Genomic DNA, 17,094 nt, shown 5'->3' with positions numbered 1-17,094 from the left:
CGGATTTCTATTGTCACACTCCCGATACAGCCTCAGGATCGCGCCGTCATCCTCTTGAGGTCTCTCTATGAAGTTCTCCTCGATTCTCTTGTTGTCCCTTGGCCTGGTCAGTGGCGCAGCCATGGCCGGTGGCACCACCGAAGCCGGTGTGGGCGGCGCATTGGGCGGGGTTCTGGGTTCGGTGGTCGGCCAGCAGATCGGCGGCAACACCGGTTCGGCCATTGGCGCGGCGCTGGGTGGCGCGGGCGGTAGTGCGGTCGGCGCCGACAAGCGCAGCCGTGGCGAAGCCGCCATCGGTGGCGCGCTGGGCGCAGCGGGTGGCAACGTGGTCGGTCGCAGCGTGGGCGGCAGCACCGGCAGCCTGATCGGCGCAGCCGCCGGCGGTGGCGCAGGTGGCGCCCTGGGTAACTACATGGGCAACCAGAGCAATGACGATGACCGTCGTTACCGTGATGACCGTCGTGGTCGCGGCCATGCCCATGGGCATCACAAGAACAAGCACCATTACCGTCACCGGTAAACTCGTCACATAAGCAACACCGCAGCCCGCTGCGCAAGCCGGGTTTGCCCGCGATGAGGCAGTTTCAGGTCCCCCTGGTCAGCCTGACCTACCGCTATCGCAGGCAAGCCCGGTTCCCACATTGGGGTTCATCGCAGGCAGAAGTGCGTCAAGCCGCCAACCGCTGCAATGCCTCGCGCAATCTCCCCGGGATGCTCACCGGCTGGTTCGACGTCCTATCCACGAACACATGCACAAAGCGCCCCGCCGCACAGGCCTCGTCCTCATCGGCCTTGAACACCGCCAACTCATACTGCACCGAGCTGTTGCCCAACTTGCCGACGCGCAAGCCAATCTCGATGCGGTCGGGAAACGCGATGGACGCAAAGTAATCGCACGCCGAGCTCACTACGAACCCCACTACCTCGCCGTCATGAATATCCAGGCCGCCTTGCTCGATCAAATAGGTATTCACTGCGGTGTCGAAAAAGCTGTAGTAGGTCACGTTGTTCACATGCCCATATACATCGTTGTCATGCCAGCGCGTGATGATCGGCTGGAAGTGAGGGTAGTCGGCACGTTGTGGCATGGCGTCAGGCATTGGCAGGGCTCATGAAAGTGGGTTACAGGCGATTCAGATGGGCTTCGGCCCACTCGCGCACCTCGGCATAGGGATAGTCTTCCAGCGCGGCAAAACCTGGAATGCCTCGCGCCTTCAACTGAGTGAACAACGGCACGCTGATACCGCCGAGAAACCGCGTGAGCCGTTCCGCTGCGGGCAGTTCCCCGGTGAACTGATGATGCCTGTGGATAAAATCCCCGCACAAGCCCATGAAGTCTTTATCCACAAGCGGCGGCAAATTCGGCGGTGGCGGCAGGCAGGCCACGTGGCCATGGCATACCGAGCAATGGCCGCAATGCGCGGGTGCGTTTTCATCGCCAAAATACCGGGCCAGGCGCTGGCCCAGGCAGTGGTCGGTGGCGAACAGGTCGAGCATGGCGTGAATCCGCGCCACCTCCGTGACCTCGTGCTGCTTGAAGCCTGTGTATAACTCGGCACCCAATACCTGAGGGTCGAAATCGACATCAAGCAGGCTGTAGACCTCGGTCATCTGCTTGCTTTCCATCTCGATCAGGCCCTGCTCCTGGAAATAGTCCAACGCCTTGACCACTCGACTGCGCTCGGCATTGTGCTGTTGATACAGTGCATCGAAATCCACCGTTGCCCAGGTTCGCGCGCGCTTGCATACCTGGATGATCGCCGCGACGAACTGTTGCCGCTCACCGGAAAATCGCGCCAGCAAGGCGTCGGGCTCAATCAGGTACTTGAAGCGATACTCGGCGTAAAACGCATAGCGCGGCGCTATCACGCCTCGAAGCTCAAGCTGCACCAGCAAGGTCTTGAGCGGCAGTTCGCGGATGTTGCTCTGCTCCGATAACGAACGAAGCACAAACTCCCACTGCCCATCGCCGCGCGACGCCCGCAACTGCTCCAGCACCCGGCGAATACCGGCTTGCTCGGGCGTGTCGCCGTACACGAAGTTTTCCAGCACGGTGAGGCTGTCGCGATTGGCCAGTACCAGGCAATCGGAGGCTTGTCCGTCACGCCCCGCGCGGCCGATTTCCTGGCTGTAGTTTTCTATGGATTTGGGCAGATCGAAGTGCACTACGTTGCGGATGTCACTCTTGTCGATGCCCATGCCGAACGCGATGGTGGCCACGATGCAAGTGGAGCGACCGCCCATGAAGCGCTGTTGGATGCCGTCGCGCTTATCGTGGGGCAGACCGGCATGATAGGCCTCAGCCTGGATGCCGTTGCGGTTCAAGTGCTCGGCAATCTGCTCGGCAGTCTTTTGCAACGTGACGTAGACGATGCTGGGCTGACCGACCCGCTCGCTCATCCACTCGACCAGACGGCGACGTTTGTCGGTACCGCTGACCGGTTCCACCAACAAGTTCAGGTTAGGCCGGTAGAAGCCCGTAGTGACCACGTCGTGGGGCGCGATGGCGAATTTGGCCTGCATGTCGGCAATCACCTTGGGTGTGGCCGTAGCGGTCAAGAGCAGCGCTTGCGGGATATTGAACTGACGCTGGTATGCCGGCAGTTTCAAATAGTCCGGACGGAAGTTGTGGCCCCACTCGGAAATACAGTGCGCCTCGTCCACCACCAGCAACGAGATCCGCACACTTTGCAGGAAGTTGCGGAAGCGCTCGTTCTTCAAACGCTCCACGGAGATCATCAGGATTTTCAGCTCGCCTGAACGCGCACGGGCCATGACATCATTGGCCTCATCGCGACTCTGCGCCGAATCGATACTGCCCGCCGAAATGCCATGGCGCTGTAAAAAGCCAAGCTGGTCCTGCATCAACGCCAGCAAAGGTGAAACCACCAGCGTCAGGTGCGGCAGCAATACCGCAGACAGCTGATAGCACAGGGACTTGCCGGAACCGGTGGGGAAAATCGCCGCCGCCGAGCGACCGGCCAGTACGGCACTCACCGTTGCCTCCTGGCCGGGACGAAACTGTGGATAACCAAAGACCTGTTGGAGGGTGTCGTGCATAGGCTGTCACTCCGTTGACCGCTGAAGGAGTCAAAAACATAGATCAGCGGCCGAAGAAAGGTCATGGATAAACGCTACAAACTGATACAGAGAAAACCTGCAAGCCCGCGCAAAAACAACGACAGTAGCACGCCAGATCGCCTACCCCGACATGGAGTCGTGAATGTTTCGATGCACACTGTTTTCACCGCAACACCTCGTCATGTTCACGCTGTCGTTGTTACTGCTGGGCTGTGCAAACGCCCCCGCCCCAATGCCTGCCGAGGAGGACACACAGCGTTTCGAGACGCCCGAATACCTCGCGCAAAAAGCTCTGCCGATCGTTAACGCATCCTCTCTCTACGCACGGGGCGGCACCGGCCAGGGCGTCAACGTTGCGCTGATCGACTCAGGCCTCAACCAGGCGCTACCCGAGTTTCACGGGCGTGTGGCCGACCCGGGATACGACTTCGTGAGACAGCAGCCAGGTACCCTCGATAGCAAGGGCCACGGCACCCAGATGGCCGGTATTCTCGCCGCGAACAAGAACGACCAGGGTATCCATGGCATCGCCTTCAACACCAAGCTGATACCCATGCGCTTCGGTGATGACAGGGAGCCGTTCTACTTCGACAATGAAATCGCCAAGGCCTGGGAGCTCGCCTATACCCGAGGCGCACGCATTTTCAGTAACTCTTGGGCAAATCCCATTGAAGCCAACACCAACGAGGTTCCCGTCTATGAGCGCCTGATGGGTGACTCATTGGGCGTGGCAAGAAAACTGGTGGCCGAAGGCGCGGTATTCGTTTTTTCAACGGGTAACGAGGTCAAGCGTGAACCGCTCGCCGAACCAGGCCTTCCTGCGCTGGTGCCCGAACTGGAGAAAGGCTGGATTGCCGTCATGGCCCTCAAGAGCGACGGCACGGCCATCAATCTCAAATCCAATTATTGCGGCCTCGCCGCACGCTGGTGCATCGCGGTGCCTGGGGGCGATGGTGGCGCAGGGTTGTTGACCACCAACAAGGATGGCAGCTACGGACCAACCGCTGGCACCTCGCCAGCCGCTGCGCTGGTCAGTGGTGCCTTGGCGGCATTGCAAAGCCGCTTTCCAGAAATGACGCCGCAACAAGTGCGCGAGCGCCTACTCAGCACGGCGAATCGAACGGGTATCTATGCCAACAGCGAAGCCTATGGCCGAGGGTTGATGGACCTCGACGCAGCCTCACGCCAGTAGCCAGTGCCCAAACAAACAACGCGCCACTGGGGCGCGTTGTCGGTAACGTGTTTCGCTATTGATCAGCGGTTCTGCACCCGTTCAATCGCGGTGTCATAGACCGGGTTGGCCTTTTGCTCCTTGGCCAATTGATAGTGGCGCAAGGCGTCGGAGAACTGCCCGGCCGCTTCGTAGATCCGCGCAATGTTGTAGTAGGCACCGGCACGTACCGTCGCAGCGTTCGCGCCGGTCGCCAGAGCGATGGCCTTGCGGTTGGCCCAGATCGATTCAGCAGTGTTACCGGCCTTCTGATAAGCCAGACCGAGGTTGCCGTAAGCCTTGCCGAAACCGTTATCCAGATCGATGGCCTGACGGAACAGATCGATGGCCTGATCCAGATTACCAGCCTGGTAGGCCGCTTCGCCCTGCACGTTCAGACGCTTCGCATCGGTTTGTGCAGAAGAGCTGACCGCCACCGCCGTGACCGCCACGCTGTCGTCCAGCAACGGTTTGACTTCGTTGAGCACGTCCTTGGCTTCCACGTTCACACCGCTGAAGGTGTTGATGTCCTGGAAGTCGCCGCTGCCGGTCATGCGGAACACCGTCCAGAGGTTGCCGCTACGATTTTTCGGCACATAGTAGGTGCGCACCAGGGACTGGCCCATATAGACGAACACCTTGGCCTCGCTGTTGGACAACTGCCGCGAGCCCGGATTGCCGATATTGGTGAAGTCATGCACGGCGTAGACGTAGCTCTCGCCGTAGTGTTTTTTCTGCAGGGTGATGGTTTCCGGGCCGTAGCTGTCGACATCATCCACGTCCAGCTCGGCATCGGTGCCGTTCTTGTTCTCGAAGTAGATGTTGTTGCCCGGGAAAATCATGTGGGAATCGAGGTCTTCCGGGGTTTTGCCCCAGGTCAGTACCACGCGCAGACCGTCGAGGTTTTCCATCACCGGGCTGATGGCGTACGTCATGCCCTTGCACGGGCATTTGACCACCAGGTTGGAGTAACCGGGTTTCTTGATGATCAACAGGCTGGTGGCGTCGTCGGCGGCTTCGCTGGTGAGGGTCACCTGGCCCTGGGCATTGGTGCGCCCCACGACGTTCTGGGCGCCGTTGCGTTGCAGCAACACTTCAGCGTCGGCGATTTTCTGGTCCTTGACCACGGCGCTGAGCACTTCGATCGGCAACTGCTCGGCCTGGATGGAAAACGCCACCGCACACAATGACATCGCCGAGGCGACACGAAGCAAACCCATGCTTAACTCCCTTTAAGTAACGGGCGGAATCGCCCACAAGATTTTGCGGTGAAACATACGCCGAATTCAGCGCACCGGCAGACTTTTTGTACAGAATGTGACGTGGTTTTTATCCCGCCTGCCCGCCGTAGCATTGCGCTACAATCAAGCCGTACCTCCCAGGAGTGCGCTGCGATGAGCGAACCGACGTTTGAGCAAAAACAGGATCATTACCACAAGATCCGCCGTTCCAACTACCTGGCCAGCCTGCGCCTGGAAGGGTTCGATACCCAACCGGCCGACGTCGACAAACCCCTGCCGTAGGCTGAACACGCTTCGAACACCGATATTTCAAGCACAAAAAAGCCGCCCATTCGGGCGGCTTTCTTATAGCAGGCACATCTTACAGCTGTGGACCCGCCGCCTTGATTGCATCGCTCACTTCAAACTTCTTGAAGTTCTCGATGAACAGGCCAGCCAGCGCCTTCGCTGCTTCGTCATACGCAGCCTTGTCAGCCCAGGTGTTGCGTGGGTTCAACAGGCCAGTCTCAACACCCGGTACGGCCAGTGGCACGTCGAGGTTGATGGTGTCGAGGTGTTCGGTTTCGGCACCAACCAGGGTACCGCCCTGGATCGCCGCGATCACCGCGCGAGTGGTCGGGATGTTGAAACGCTTGCCGACGCCGTAGCCACCGCCAGTCCAGCCGGTGTTGACCAGGTAGACCTTGGAACCGAAGCCGCGGATGCGCTTGATCAGCAGCTCAGCATATTCGCCAGCCGGACGCGGGAAGAACGGTGCGCCGAAGCAGGTGGAGAAGGTCGACTTGATGCCGCCACCGGAACCCATTTCGGTCGAGCCCACCAGCGCGGTGTAGCCGGACAGGAAGTGGTAGGCCGCTTGTTCTTCGCTGAGGATCGACACAGGCGGCAGTACGCCGGTCAGGTCGCAGGTCAGGAAGATCACCGCGTTTGGCTCGCCACCCAGGTTCTTCTCGGAACGCTTGGCAACGTGCTCCAGCGGGTAGGCGGCACGGCTGTTCTGGGTCAGGCTGACGTTGGTGTAGTCGGCGTGCTTGGCCTCGTCGATCACCACGTTTTCCAGCACGGCGCCGTGCTTGATGGCTTTCCAGATGACCGGCTCGTTCTTCTCGGACAGGTCGATGCACTTGGCATAGCAACCGCCTTCGATGTTGAACACCACGCCTTCGCCCCAACCGTGTTCGTCGTCACCGATCAGGTAACGGCTTTCGTCGGCGGACAGGGTGGTTTTACCAGTGCCCGACAGACCGAAGAACAGGGTCACGTCGCCCGCTTCGCCAATGTTGGCGGCGCAGTGCATCGGCAGTACGTCGGAAGCCGGCAGCAGGAAGTTCTGCACCGAGAACATGGCTTTTTTCATTTCACCGGCGTAGCGCATGCCGGCGATCAGCACTTTCTTCTGGGCGAAGTTGAGGATCACGCAACCATCGGAGTTGGTGCCGTCACGCTCTGGCACGCACTCGAAGTTGGCCACGTTGAGCACTTGCCACTCTTCACGACCGGCCGGGTTGTACTGGGCCGGGTTGATGAACAGGCAACGACCGAACAGATTCTGCCAGGCCGTCTGGGTGGTCATTTTCACGGCCAGGTAGTGGTCTGCGGCAGCGCCTACGTGAACGTGGGAAACGAAATGCTCTTGCGCATTGTTGAACGCCTCGACGCGAGCCCACAGGGCATCGAACTTGTCGGCCGGGAACTTGCGGTTGATCGGGCCCCAGGCAATGGAGTCCTGGGTGGAAGGCTCTTCAACGATGAAACGGTCGACTGGCGAACGGCCGGTACGGTGACCGGTTTCGACAACCAGCGCGCCAGTATCGGCAAGCACGCCTTCACCGCGCTGCAGGGCTTCTTTGACCAGATCGTCAACACTCAGATCGGTGTATACGGCGTTATTGGCTTGCGTCATGAGGTTCCCCGTCGGCCTAAGGCCGAGTGCTCCAAACGTTTTGTAGTAGAAAGTTGCGCACTACTACCGCGAAAAAAGTGGGCCGGATTATGCCAGAAAAGCCCAAAAAGAGTAGGGCCCTCCCGTCAGAACTGCGCTAATCCGGCGTTTGTCAGGTGATTTACCTGTGCTTAAACGTTTTAGTGGTGGGTGCCCGAAGGGGTGTCTACACCGGCGCCGGCGAATAATTGGGCAATGTCGGCGGCGTCGAACAGGTATTGCTGGTTGCAGAACTGGCAGTCGATCTCGATTTGACCGCCCTGCTCCTGTGCAAGGTTCAAGGCATCTTCCAGCCCAAGGCTGACCAATGCATTGGCCGAGCGCTCCCGTGAGCAACTGCAATGGAAGCGCAGCGGGTGTTCATCGAACAGGCGCACGGCCTCTTCGTGGTAGAGGCGGTGCAGGATGGTTGCGTTGTCCAGGCCCAGCAGCTCTTCGGCCTTGAGGGTGTTGGCCAGGGCGATGATGTGCTGCCAGCTGGCGGCACGGTCATCTTCGTCCTTGATACGGTCCGCCGGCAGTTGCTGCACCAGCAGGCCACGGGCACGCTTGCCGTCGGCGTTGAGCCAGAAGCGCGTGTTCACTTGCTGGGACATCACAAAATAGTTGGTGAAGCAGTCGGAAAGGGTCGCACCATCCAAGTCCACGATGCCCTGGTAACGCTGGCCTTCGGTCGGGTCGACGGTCAGAGCCAATACGCCATTGGGCATCAGGTCGGACAGGCTGGCATCCGCCGCGATCTGGTCCGCCTCGTAACGGGCCAGACCTCGGATTTCGCGCTCGCTGGAACACTCGATCATCAGCAGTGGCACCGGGCCCTCGGAACGTGCTTGCAGGATCAGCAAACCGTCGAACTTCATGGTACCCACCAGCAACGCAGCCGCCGCCATGAACTCGCCGAGCAATTGCGCGACCGGCTCCGGATAGGGGTGCTTGGCAAGCACTTCGGCATAGCTACGCTCCAGCGAGACCAGCTCGCCACGGGCATCGCTCTCATCGAAGATGAAGCGTTGGGTGAAGTCGGTATCCGGTAAATCAGTCATAGGTCTGGGTATCTGAATGGATGACAAATTGATTACAAGGTTTATAAAATCAAACCCTTTGGCACCAAACTGGTGCACTTTTCTCCGGGATGTGTGGAGAGATTTAGAGCGAAGAGGGACAGTTTATGAACAATCCGGGTTTGTTCCAAGCCAAGTGGAACCTCGGGCGATGGGCCGCTTGTAACCTTCTGGCTATCGGGCTGCTGTGTTTTTGGCTGTGGCCCACGGGCCAGATGCTGTGTGTGATTTTCGACGAATGGCTGTTTCACCTGCTCAATGACCCCTTGGCAAGCAACGCGACCTGGCTACATATGTGGGCCATCGCCAGCTTGCGGCCATTCGACGCAGTGGTCGGTTTGATCCTGCTCACGCTGCTGATTCGCGGCGACTGGGTATTCAAGGCCGTGCAGGTACGCCAGGCATTCTTCGGTTTCCTCGGCATTCTGCTACTGCTGTTGTTTATCCGCATGCTGTTTTCCAAACTCGCGGCGCAGATGGGCTGGCAACATAGCAGCCCGTCGATGGTGATCAGCGGAGCAATTCAGATGAGTGACTTTTTCCCGGGACTGGAAAAAACCTGGGAACTGAAAGACCGCTCGAGCCAAAGCTTCCCGGGGGATCACGCTTCGGTGCTGTTGATCTGGGGAATGTTCATGACGGTGTTCGCCAAACGTATGGGCCAGGTACTGGTGATCTGGGGCCTGGCGCTGCTGTTCATGCTGCCGCGCCTGGTGGCGGGTGCGCACTGGGGGCAGGACGATTACATCGGCGGCGTATTACTGGCACTGCTGGCATTGGGCTGGGGGTATTACACGCCATTTGCGGCGAAGGTGTCGGGCGGTCTGGTGCGGGTGACGGCGCCGGCATTCGGGCTGTTGAGCAAGCTGCCGCTGGTGGGGCGATTGAGCGTCATGCGCACAAGCACGTAACACCGTGAGCCCTGTGATGGGGGCTGCTCCGCAGCCCAGCGCAGGACAAGCCTGCTCACCACACCAAGCCAGCTCAACCCGAGAAGCTGTTTGCACAAGCTTCTAGTCGTCGTTGCCACTGCCGCGGAACTTGAACAGATCGCGGCGCTGCTTCTTGCTCGGTTTGCCGTCGGTGCTCAAGCCCATGGCCCCCGCCTTGCGCATTGCCGCGGCGTTCTCCCGCTTGGCGATGCTGGCTTCGGTCTCGACATACAGCGTCTGCGCTTCGGGCGCACCACGGCGCACGATGGAAAGCGCCTGCACCACGACGGTCTTTTCATCGAAGCCGGTGCGAATCTGCAATTCATCCCCAATCCGCGGTTCCTTTCCCGGCTTGCAGCGTTCGCCGCGATGATGCACTTTGCCGCTTTCGATGGCAGCCTTGGCCAGGGCACGGGTCTTGTAGAAGCGCGCAGCCCACAACCACTTGTCCAACCGAACCTTTTCTTCCTCTTCCTGCTTTTGAGCCACTTGAATTCCTCGCTCTGAAAAATGTCGCAACTGTACCGTTGAAACCCTTCGACGCATAAACCACAAGGCTCACCTAAGATACGCCAGGCACCGCGCGTTTTGCGTGATTTCCCTGTGCCTCGATCAATGACGGAAACCTGAGCGATATCTGTCGCCATTTGCCGAATATTCTGCGTGAATACCGCGAATCGAGGGTCGGATCCTCAGTGAGGGTTCGGGATTGTCACAATCCATGCGCAGTGGGACGTTACTGTCCTCGACAACCACAAAACATTTCTGAATGGCCGGTTACCCATATTGAAGACATTTGACCATTTGACCGTTGTGGGTCTGCGTGAGTGGGTGGCACTGCCCGACTTGGGAGTGGCAGGCTTGCGCGCCAAGATCGACACCGGCGCCAGCACCTCCAGCCTGCATGCCACCGACATCGAGCCGTTTGAGCGCGACGGTGAGAAATGGGTGCGCTTTACCGCACACCTGGGCAGCGTGGTGCAACTGCGTCACCGTCGCTGTGAAGCGCCGCTGGTGACGATGAAAACCATCAAGAGCTCCAACGGCCATGCACAGGTGCGCTATGTGATCAGCACTACCCTGGCCCTGGGCGATGGTGTGTGGCGTGTGGAATTCACCCTCGCCTGTCGCAAGGCCATGCGTTACCGCCTGCTGCTGGGCTCCAAGGCGCTGGTCGATGGCCAGTTGGTCGTCAACCCCGGCACCAAATACGTTCAAGACAAGCCGGTGTTCCCGGTCTCTACCCTTTCTGTCCCAGGTGTTGCATGAAGATTGCCGTGCTTTCGCGAAACCCGCGTCTGTATTCCACCCGCCGCCTGGTTGAGGCCGGCATTGAGCGTGGCCACGAAATGGTGGTGATCGACACGTTGCGTGCCTATATGAACATCGCAAGCCACAAGCCGCAGATCCATTACCGGGGCAAGCCGCTGGAGGGTTTTGATGCGGTGATCCCGCGAATCGGCGCTTCGGTGACCTTTTACGGCTGCGCGGTACTACGTCAGTTCGAGATGATGGGAGTGTTCCCCCTCAATGAATCGGTTGCCATCGCCCGCTCGCGGGACAAGCTGCGCTCGCTGCAACTGCTGTCACGCCGTGGCATCGGCCTGCCGGTCACCGGCTTTGCCCACTCCCCGGACGACATCCCTGACCTGATCGCCATGGTCAACGGCGCGCCGCTGGTGATCAAGGTGCTCGAAGGCACCCAGGGCATCGGCGTGGTGTTATGCGAGACTGCAACGGCGGCCGAATCGGTGATCGAGGCCTTCATGGGCCTCAAGCAGAACATCATGGTTCAGGAATACATCAAGGAAGCCGGTGGTGCGGACATCCGTTGCTTCGTGGTGGGCGACAAGGTGATTGCTGCGATGAAGCGCCAAGCCAGGCCAGGTGAGTTCCGCTCCAACCTGCACCGAGGCGGCAGCGCCAGTCTGATCAAGATCACCCCCGAAGAACGCATGACCGCACTGCGGGCCGCCAAGGTGATGGGGTTGAGTGTGGCGGGAGTGGATATCCTGCGCTCCAACCACGGGCCGCTGGTGATGGAAGTCAATTCGTCGCCAGGCCTGGAAGGCATCGAGACCACCACCGGCAAGGATGTGGCGGGAATTATCATCCAGCACCTGGAGAAGAATGGCGGGCCGAATATGACCCGGACCAAGGGCAAGGGTTGATTAGACAGACGCCACAAAAAACTGTGGGAGCTGGCTTGCCTGCTCCCACATTTGATTTGCTGTGATTGTTAGACCGCGTCTCTGGGCAACATCAGCCCGAGCGGCAAACGTACCCTCGCCTCCAGGCCACCTTCTTCGCGATTGCGCAACTCGACATTGCCGCCATGCATCGAAGCGATCCGCCGCACAATCGCCAACCCCAGGCCAGTGCCCTTGCCACCCCGGGCTCGATCACCCCGGGTAAAGGGGTTGAAGATGCCTTCCAACTCGGCAGGGTCAATGCCGGCGCCCCGGTCCATCACACTCAACACCACGTACGGCGCAGCACTGTCGCCAGACACATACGCCGCCACCTCCACATCGGAGCCGGCATGGTGCAGGGCATTTCCAATCAGGTTATTGAGCAGGCGCTTCATCGATACCCGGCGCAAGGCAAACGGCTGGATTGGCTCCAGGCGCATGCGCACCTGTTCGCCGCCCTGGTTGTAGGGCGCTACCACTTCACGCACCAGGTCCGTGAGATCGACCTCCTCCACCACTTCGTCACGACCATCGCGGATAAACGCCAGGAACTGGTCGAGAATTGCATCCATGTCCTCGATGTCGCGAACCATGTCGTCGGTCAGGTCAGTGTGATTGCCCATCAACTCCAGGGACAGACGCAGGCGCGTCAACGGCGTACGCAGGTCGTGGGAAACTCCCGCCAGCATCAACTCCCGCTCGCGACCGGCCTGTTCGACGTCTTCCGCCATCTGGTTGAATGCGCCATACACTTCGGTCATCTCACTGGGCGTATCGCTGATCGGCAGGCGCACGCTGCGCCCCTGCCCCAGCTGGCGGGCGGCAAACACCAGGCGCTTGAGCGGCTGGTTGAGCTGACGCACGAAGATCCACGCCGACGCCGTCGACAGCAACCCGATCGCCAGGAACCAGCCCAGCACGTTCCAGATCTTCTGTCCTCGCAACGGGTGCGGGTACAACGGCACTTTCAGCCAGTCTTCACCCAGGCTCGGTGCCCGCACCCACAGGGCAGGTGACACATGCATGCGCAACCGCACCTCGGTGTCTTCACCCAGCTCGGCCTGCATCTGGCGTTGGTAGATTTCGCTGTAGGGCCAGTGCTGTTCGCCCTCGGGCACGCCTGCGCCCGCCACCCGCACCAGCGTGGCGGCCTTGGCGATCTTCTCGCGGTTCTCGGGGTCGGCCGCCCAATAGGCGCGCAGCGTCAATGCGACGCCGTGACTGTATTGCCGGTCCACCAGCACGTCTTCGTTCATCAACAGATAAACCAGGGTCAGCGCCTTGGAAAACAGAACGACGATCAGCACCAGCCAAAGGGTGCGTGAGAAAAAGCTTTGAGGGAACCACAGCGGGGTTTTCATAGAAGACAACTAGACACCTGGCAGGAACGAGCGGCGCTCGCAGGATTGCAGACGCCGGACATCCCGTCGACCCTTATGGGGCGCGACCCAAGGATGTCCGCTCCTGCCAATCATCGGTCACTTGGTGGCAGTGCCATCCGGCACGAACACATAACCCACGCCCCATACGGTCTGGATGTACCGTGGCTTGGACGGATCCGGTTCGATCATCCGGCGCAGACGGGAGATCTGCACATCGATGGAACGCTCCAGCGCATCCCACTCACGACCACGGGCCAGGTTCATCAGCTTGTCGCGGGTCAGCGGCTGGCGAGCGTTCATCACCAGGGCCTTGAGTACCGCGAACTCGCCGGTGGTCAGCATGTGCACTTCATCGCCACGCTTGAGTTCACGGGTGGCCAACGACAGCTCGTAGTCGCCGAAGGTGACGCTTTCATCTTCGCTGCCAGGTGCGCCCGGTACCGGCGGTGCCTGGCGACGCAGTACCGCCTTGACCCGTGCCATCAACTCGTCCGGGTTGAACGGTTTGGCCAGGTAGTCGTCAGCACCCAGCTCGAGGCCCTTGATGCGGCTCAGCTCATCGCCCTTGGCGGTCAGCATGATGATGGGAATCTGGTTGTTTGCGCCACGCAGGCGTTTGCAGGCGGTCAGGCCGTCTTCGCCGGGCAGCATCAGGTCGAGCACGACCAGATTGAAGACTTCACGCCCCAACAGGCGGTCCATCTGCTCGGTATTCGGCACCGCGCGGGCACGGTAGCCCTTGGAGTTGAAAAAACGCTCCAGCAGGCTGCTCAGCCCCGGATCGTCATCAACGATGAGAATTTTTTCGCCTTCAGCAGTTTGTGCAGTGCTGCTCATTGGATGCTCCTCTTATCTCGGCGCGCATTATGGCGTAGCTGCCGTTATACGCACCGTGTGCATTGTTAGCAGATTTTTCCTCTACTGCCAGCGAACCCGCGTCCCGCAACCTCTGGCGCAGTACCCCTCAAGGGCAGAACGCTGGTTATAATGCGGCGCCTTCGTGCAGGGCAACGCCAGTTCGTTACCGTTTACTGCCAGGCTTTTTTCACCCGCTTGTCGTGATTTTTTCTATTTCGAGGGTCAATAGGCTGCCTCTTGACCCAGGCAGCGGCGCCAGTCGGGCCGCTCAACCAGCCTTGCCGGGCCTTGTTTTCCGGGCCTGCGAGCTGCTTTCAAGAATTTCAGGTGGTTTTATGGACAGCATCAACAGCCGCATCGCCGAGGAACTCGGTGTACGCCCACAACAGGTCGAAGCGGCCGTCGCTCTACTGGATGAAGGCTCCACGGTGCCCTTCATCGCCCGTTACCGAAAAGAAGTGACCGGCAGCCTCGACGACACCCAACTGCGTCACCTGGAAGAGCGCCTGCGCTACCTGCGAGAACTCGACGAACGGCGCATCAGCATCCTCGCCAGCATCGAGGAACAGGGCAAGCTGACCCCGGCACTCGAACGCGACATCAAGCTCGCCGATACCAAGACGCGCCTCGAAGACCTCTACCTGCCGTACAAACAGAAGCGTCGCACCAAGGGCCAGATCGCCCTGGAAGCCGGCCTCGGCGAGCTGGCCGATGGCCTGTTCAACGATCCTTCGCTGGCCCCGGAAACCGAAGCCGCACGCTTCATCGATGCCGAAAAAGGCGTCGCCGATGTCAAGGCCGCCCTCGAAGGCGCCAAGTACATCCTCATGGAGCGCTTCGCCGAAGACGCCAGCCTGCTGGAAAAACTGCGCACCTACCTCAAGCACGAAGCCACCCTCAGCGCCCGCGTCATCGCCGGCAAAGAGGAAGAAGGCGCCAAGTTCCGTGATTACTTCGAGCACGACGAACCGCTCAAGAGCATGCCGTCCCACCGCGCGCTCGCCATTTTCCGTGGCCGCAACGAAGGCATTCTCAGCTCCGCGCTGAAGGTTGGCGATGAACTGCCGGGCACCCTGCACCCGTGCGAAGGCATGATCGGCCAGCACGTCGGCATCCAGAACCAGAACCGCCCTGCGGACAAGTGGCTGGGCGAAGTGGTGCGCTGGACCTGGAAGGTCAAGCTCTACACCCACCTGGAAACCGACCTGCTTGGCGAGCTGCGCGACGGCGCCGAAACCGAGGCGATCAACGTGTTCGCCCACAACCTGCACGACCTGCTGCTGGCCGCCCCGGCCGGTCCGCGTGCGACCCTGGGTCTCGACCCGGGCCTGCGCACCGGCTGCAAAGTCGCCGTGGTCGACGCCACCGGCAAGCTGCTGGACCACGCCACCGTGTACCCCCACGTGCCGCACAACAAGTGGGACCAGACCCTCGCGATCCTGGCCGCGTTGTGCGCCAAGCACGCCGTGGACCTGATCGCCATCGGCAACGGCACCGCCAGCCGCGAGACCGACAAGCTGGCCGCCGAACTGATCAAGAAATACCCCGCCATGAAAATGACCAAGGTCATGGTCTCCGAAGCTGGCGCATCGGTGTACTCGGCGTCGGAACTGGCCTCCAAGGAGTTCCCGGACCTCGACGTGTCGATCCGTGGCGCGGTGTCCATTGCCCGCCGCCTGCAGGACCCGCTGGCCGAGCTGGTGAAGATCGATCCGAAATCCATCGGTGTCGGCCAGTACCAGCACGACGTGTCGCAACTGAAGCTGGCACGCGGCCTGGATGCGGTGGTGGAAGACTGCGTGAACGCCGTGGGCGTGGACGTGAACACCGCCTCCGTGGCGCTGCTGGCGCGTATCTCCGGCCTCAACGCCACCCTGGCGCAGAACATCGTTACCCACCGTGACGAAAACGGCGCCTTCAAAACCCGCGCCGCGCTGAAAAAAGTCGCACGCCTGGGTGAAAAAACCTTCGAACAGGCCGCCGGCTTCCTGCGGGTGATGAACGGCGACAACCCGCTGGACGCTTCGGCGGTTCACCCGGAAGCCTACCCGCTGGTGCAGCGCATCGCCGCCGAGACCGACCGGGACATTCGCTCGCTGATTGGCGATGCCGCGTTCCTCAAGCGCCTGGACCCAAAGAAGTACACCGACGAAACCTTCGGCGTGCCGACCATCACCGACATTCTTCAAGAACTTGAAAAACCCGGCCGCGACCCGCGCCCCGAGTTCAAGACCGCCGAGTTCCAGGAAGGCGTCGAAGACCTCAAGGACCTGCAACCGGGCATGATCCTCGAAGGCGTGGTCACCAACGTGACCAACTTCGGCGCTTTTGTGGACATCGGCGTGCATCAGGACGGTCTGGTGCACATCTCCGCGCTATCGGAGAAGTTCATCAAAGATCCTCGCGAAGCGGTGAAAGCCGGTGACGTGGTCAAGGTCAAGGTCATGGAAGTCGATATTCCGCGCAAACGCGTCGGCCTGTCGATGCGCATGAGCGATACGCCCGGTGAAAAAATCGACGGCGCGCGCGGTGCACGTCCAGGCTCGGCGCCCCGCCAGTCCCAGGGCAATGCGCCGCGCAAGGAGACCACCACCGCAGCACCGAGCAACAACGCCATGGCGTCGTTGTTCGCCAACGCCAAACAGTTGAAGAAACGCTGATGGAAATGCCGGCCGGCTTGACCCAGAGCGCGTTCAGCGAATTGATCGGCTGCCGCCTGCAGCGCCTGGAAGAAGGCGTTGCCGAGGTGGCCCTCACCCTGGAGCCGAAGCTGCGCAACCGCGCGGGCAAGCTCCACGGCGGGGCGATTTTCAGCCTGGTGGACATCACGATGGGGCTGGCCTGTTCCAGTTCCCACGGGTTTGACCAGCAGAGCGCGACCATCGAGTGCAAAATCAACTACATCCGCGCCGTGCAAGACGGCGAGGTGTTGTGCACCAGCCGAGTGGTTCACGCCGGCAGGCGCACGCTGGTGGTCGAAGCGGACGTGTACCAGGACGAAAAACTGGTCGCAAAAGCACAAGGCACCTTCGCTGTCCTATAGCTCCCCGCCCTCGATTTGAGTTAATTTCGGCGCTGCGAAAGCGGCGTCGGAAATTTCTTCCAGCGCGATAGCCAGATTCAGGGACTGAAGTCGGCACTTTCAGAGCCAGACAAACCGGCTCGAAAACCAGGCGATAACGCCAGTTTCAACTT

The 17,094-nt window shown here is 60.4% G+C and carries 16 protein-coding genes; 8 read left to right on the top strand and 8 right to left on the bottom strand.

The genetic code is table 11. The features are described 5' to 3' along the window. The first annotated feature begins 67 nt into the window (after nt 1–67). Nucleotides 68–520, top strand: a complete 453-nt coding sequence (locus tag ACW9IB_RS09130; RefSeq protein WP_457366330.1) for a glycine zipper domain-containing protein — start codon at nt 68–70, stop codon at nt 518–520. 148 nt (nt 521–668) lie between these two features. Here ACW9IB_RS09130 and ACW9IB_RS09125 read toward each other — a convergent pair whose 3' ends face one another. Then, on the bottom strand, nt 669–1,100 hold the full coding sequence (locus ACW9IB_RS09125) for an acyl-CoA thioesterase (protein WP_457413320.1): 432 nt from the start codon (nt 1,098–1,100) through the stop codon (nt 669–671). A gap of 22 nt (nt 1,101–1,122) precedes the next feature. Beyond that, nucleotides 1,123–3,060, bottom strand: a complete 1,938-nt coding sequence (locus ACW9IB_RS09120) for a RecQ family ATP-dependent DNA helicase (protein ID WP_457413319.1) — start codon at nt 3,058–3,060, stop codon at nt 1,123–1,125. A gap of 202 nt (nt 3,061–3,262) precedes the next feature. Here ACW9IB_RS09120 and ACW9IB_RS09115 point away from each other — a divergent pair, with 202 nt between their 5' ends. Further along, complete coding sequence (locus ACW9IB_RS09115; protein ID WP_457413318.1) at nt 3,263–4,273, top strand: S8 family peptidase; 1,011 nt, start codon at nt 3,263–3,265, stop codon at nt 4,271–4,273. 62 nt (nt 4,274–4,335) lie between these two features. On the opposite strand, the gene ACW9IB_RS09110 is transcribed toward ACW9IB_RS09115, so the two are convergent. Beyond that, a complete protein-coding gene (locus ACW9IB_RS09110; protein ID WP_457413316.1) occupies nt 4,336–5,511 on the bottom strand; it encodes a tetratricopeptide repeat protein in 1,176 nt (391 codons plus the stop codon). A 174-nt stretch (nt 5,512–5,685) separates the two neighbouring features. Between ACW9IB_RS09110 and ACW9IB_RS09105 the strand changes: the two genes are divergently transcribed. Further along, nucleotides 5,686–5,814: a YhfG family protein gene (locus tag ACW9IB_RS09105; protein ID WP_457366326.1), complete on the top strand. Its 129-nt coding sequence runs from the start codon at nt 5,686–5,688 to the stop codon at nt 5,812–5,814. 79 nt (nt 5,815–5,893) lie between these two features. Here ACW9IB_RS09105 and ACW9IB_RS09100 read toward each other — a convergent pair whose 3' ends face one another. Both ACW9IB_RS09100 and hslO read right to left on the bottom strand, forming a co-directional pair. After that, entirely contained in the window at nt 5,894–7,435 is a 1,542-nt protein-coding gene (locus tag ACW9IB_RS09100) for a phosphoenolpyruvate carboxykinase (RefSeq protein ID WP_457413314.1), read from the bottom strand. A 179-nt stretch (nt 7,436–7,614) separates the two neighbouring features. After that, nucleotides 7,615–8,517: an Hsp33 family molecular chaperone HslO gene (gene hslO, locus ACW9IB_RS09095; RefSeq protein WP_457413313.1), complete on the bottom strand. Its 903-nt coding sequence runs from the start codon at nt 8,515–8,517 to the stop codon at nt 7,615–7,617. A gap of 125 nt (nt 8,518–8,642) precedes the next feature. On the opposite strand from hslO, the gene ACW9IB_RS09090 reads away from it, so the two are divergent. Beyond that, complete coding sequence (locus ACW9IB_RS09090) at nt 8,643–9,446, top strand: phosphatase PAP2 family protein (RefSeq protein WP_457413312.1); 804 nt, start codon at nt 8,643–8,645, stop codon at nt 9,444–9,446. A 102-nt stretch (nt 9,447–9,548) separates the two neighbouring features. On the opposite strand, the gene ACW9IB_RS09085 is transcribed toward ACW9IB_RS09090, so the two are convergent. Continuing rightward, the gene (locus tag ACW9IB_RS09085) at nt 9,549–9,956 is read right to left on the bottom strand and encodes an RNA-binding S4 domain-containing protein (RefSeq protein ID WP_457413311.1); all 408 of its coding nucleotides are present in this window, start codon (nt 9,954–9,956) and stop codon (nt 9,549–9,551) included. Nucleotides 9,957–10,253: 297 nt separating this feature from the next. Here ACW9IB_RS09085 and rimB point away from each other — a divergent pair, with 297 nt between their 5' ends. Together rimB and rimK are read left to right on the top strand one after the other, a co-directional pair. Further along, nucleotides 10,254–10,736, top strand: coding sequence for a retropepsin-like aspartic endopeptidase RimB (gene rimB / locus ACW9IB_RS09080; protein WP_457366321.1), 483 nt, complete (start codon nt 10,254–10,256; stop codon nt 10,734–10,736). After that, nucleotides 10,733–11,638: a 30S ribosomal protein S6--L-glutamate ligase gene (gene rimK / locus ACW9IB_RS09075; protein WP_457366320.1), complete on the top strand. Its 906-nt coding sequence runs from the start codon at nt 10,733–10,735 to the stop codon at nt 11,636–11,638. Before rimB ends, rimK begins: the two co-directional genes overlap by 4 nt. Nucleotides 11,639–11,706: 68 nt before the next feature. Here the strand turns inward: rimK and ACW9IB_RS09070 are convergent, their stop codons facing one another. Then, the gene (locus tag ACW9IB_RS09070) at nt 11,707–13,020 is read right to left on the bottom strand and encodes an ATP-binding protein (RefSeq protein WP_457366399.1); all 1,314 of its coding nucleotides are present in this window, start codon (nt 13,018–13,020) and stop codon (nt 11,707–11,709) included. 117 nt (nt 13,021–13,137) lie between these two features. Beyond that, a complete protein-coding gene (gene ompR, locus ACW9IB_RS09065; RefSeq protein ID WP_015373500.1) occupies nt 13,138–13,878 on the bottom strand; it encodes an osmolarity response regulator transcription factor OmpR in 741 nt (246 codons plus the stop codon). Nucleotides 13,879–14,234: 356 nt separating this feature from the next. Between ompR and ACW9IB_RS09060 the strand changes: the two genes are divergently transcribed. Both ACW9IB_RS09060 and ACW9IB_RS09055 read left to right on the top strand, forming a co-directional pair. Continuing rightward, nucleotides 14,235–16,559 (top strand): Tex family protein, encoded by a 2,325-nt coding sequence (locus ACW9IB_RS09060; protein WP_457413309.1) that lies wholly within the window; start codon nt 14,235–14,237, stop codon nt 16,557–16,559. Beyond that, nucleotides 16,559–16,942 (top strand): PaaI family thioesterase, encoded by a 384-nt coding sequence (locus ACW9IB_RS09055; protein WP_457366318.1) that lies wholly within the window; start codon nt 16,559–16,561, stop codon nt 16,940–16,942. The genes ACW9IB_RS09060 and ACW9IB_RS09055 overlap by 1 nt, the downstream gene beginning before the upstream one ends. Nucleotides 16,943–17,094 lie beyond the last annotated feature (152 nt).

Source organism: Pseudomonas sp. SDO524_S393, from assembly GCF_054071875.1.
The sequence above is the reverse complement of the archived record's forward strand: the minus strand, read 5'-3'. Positions and strand labels throughout refer to the sequence as shown.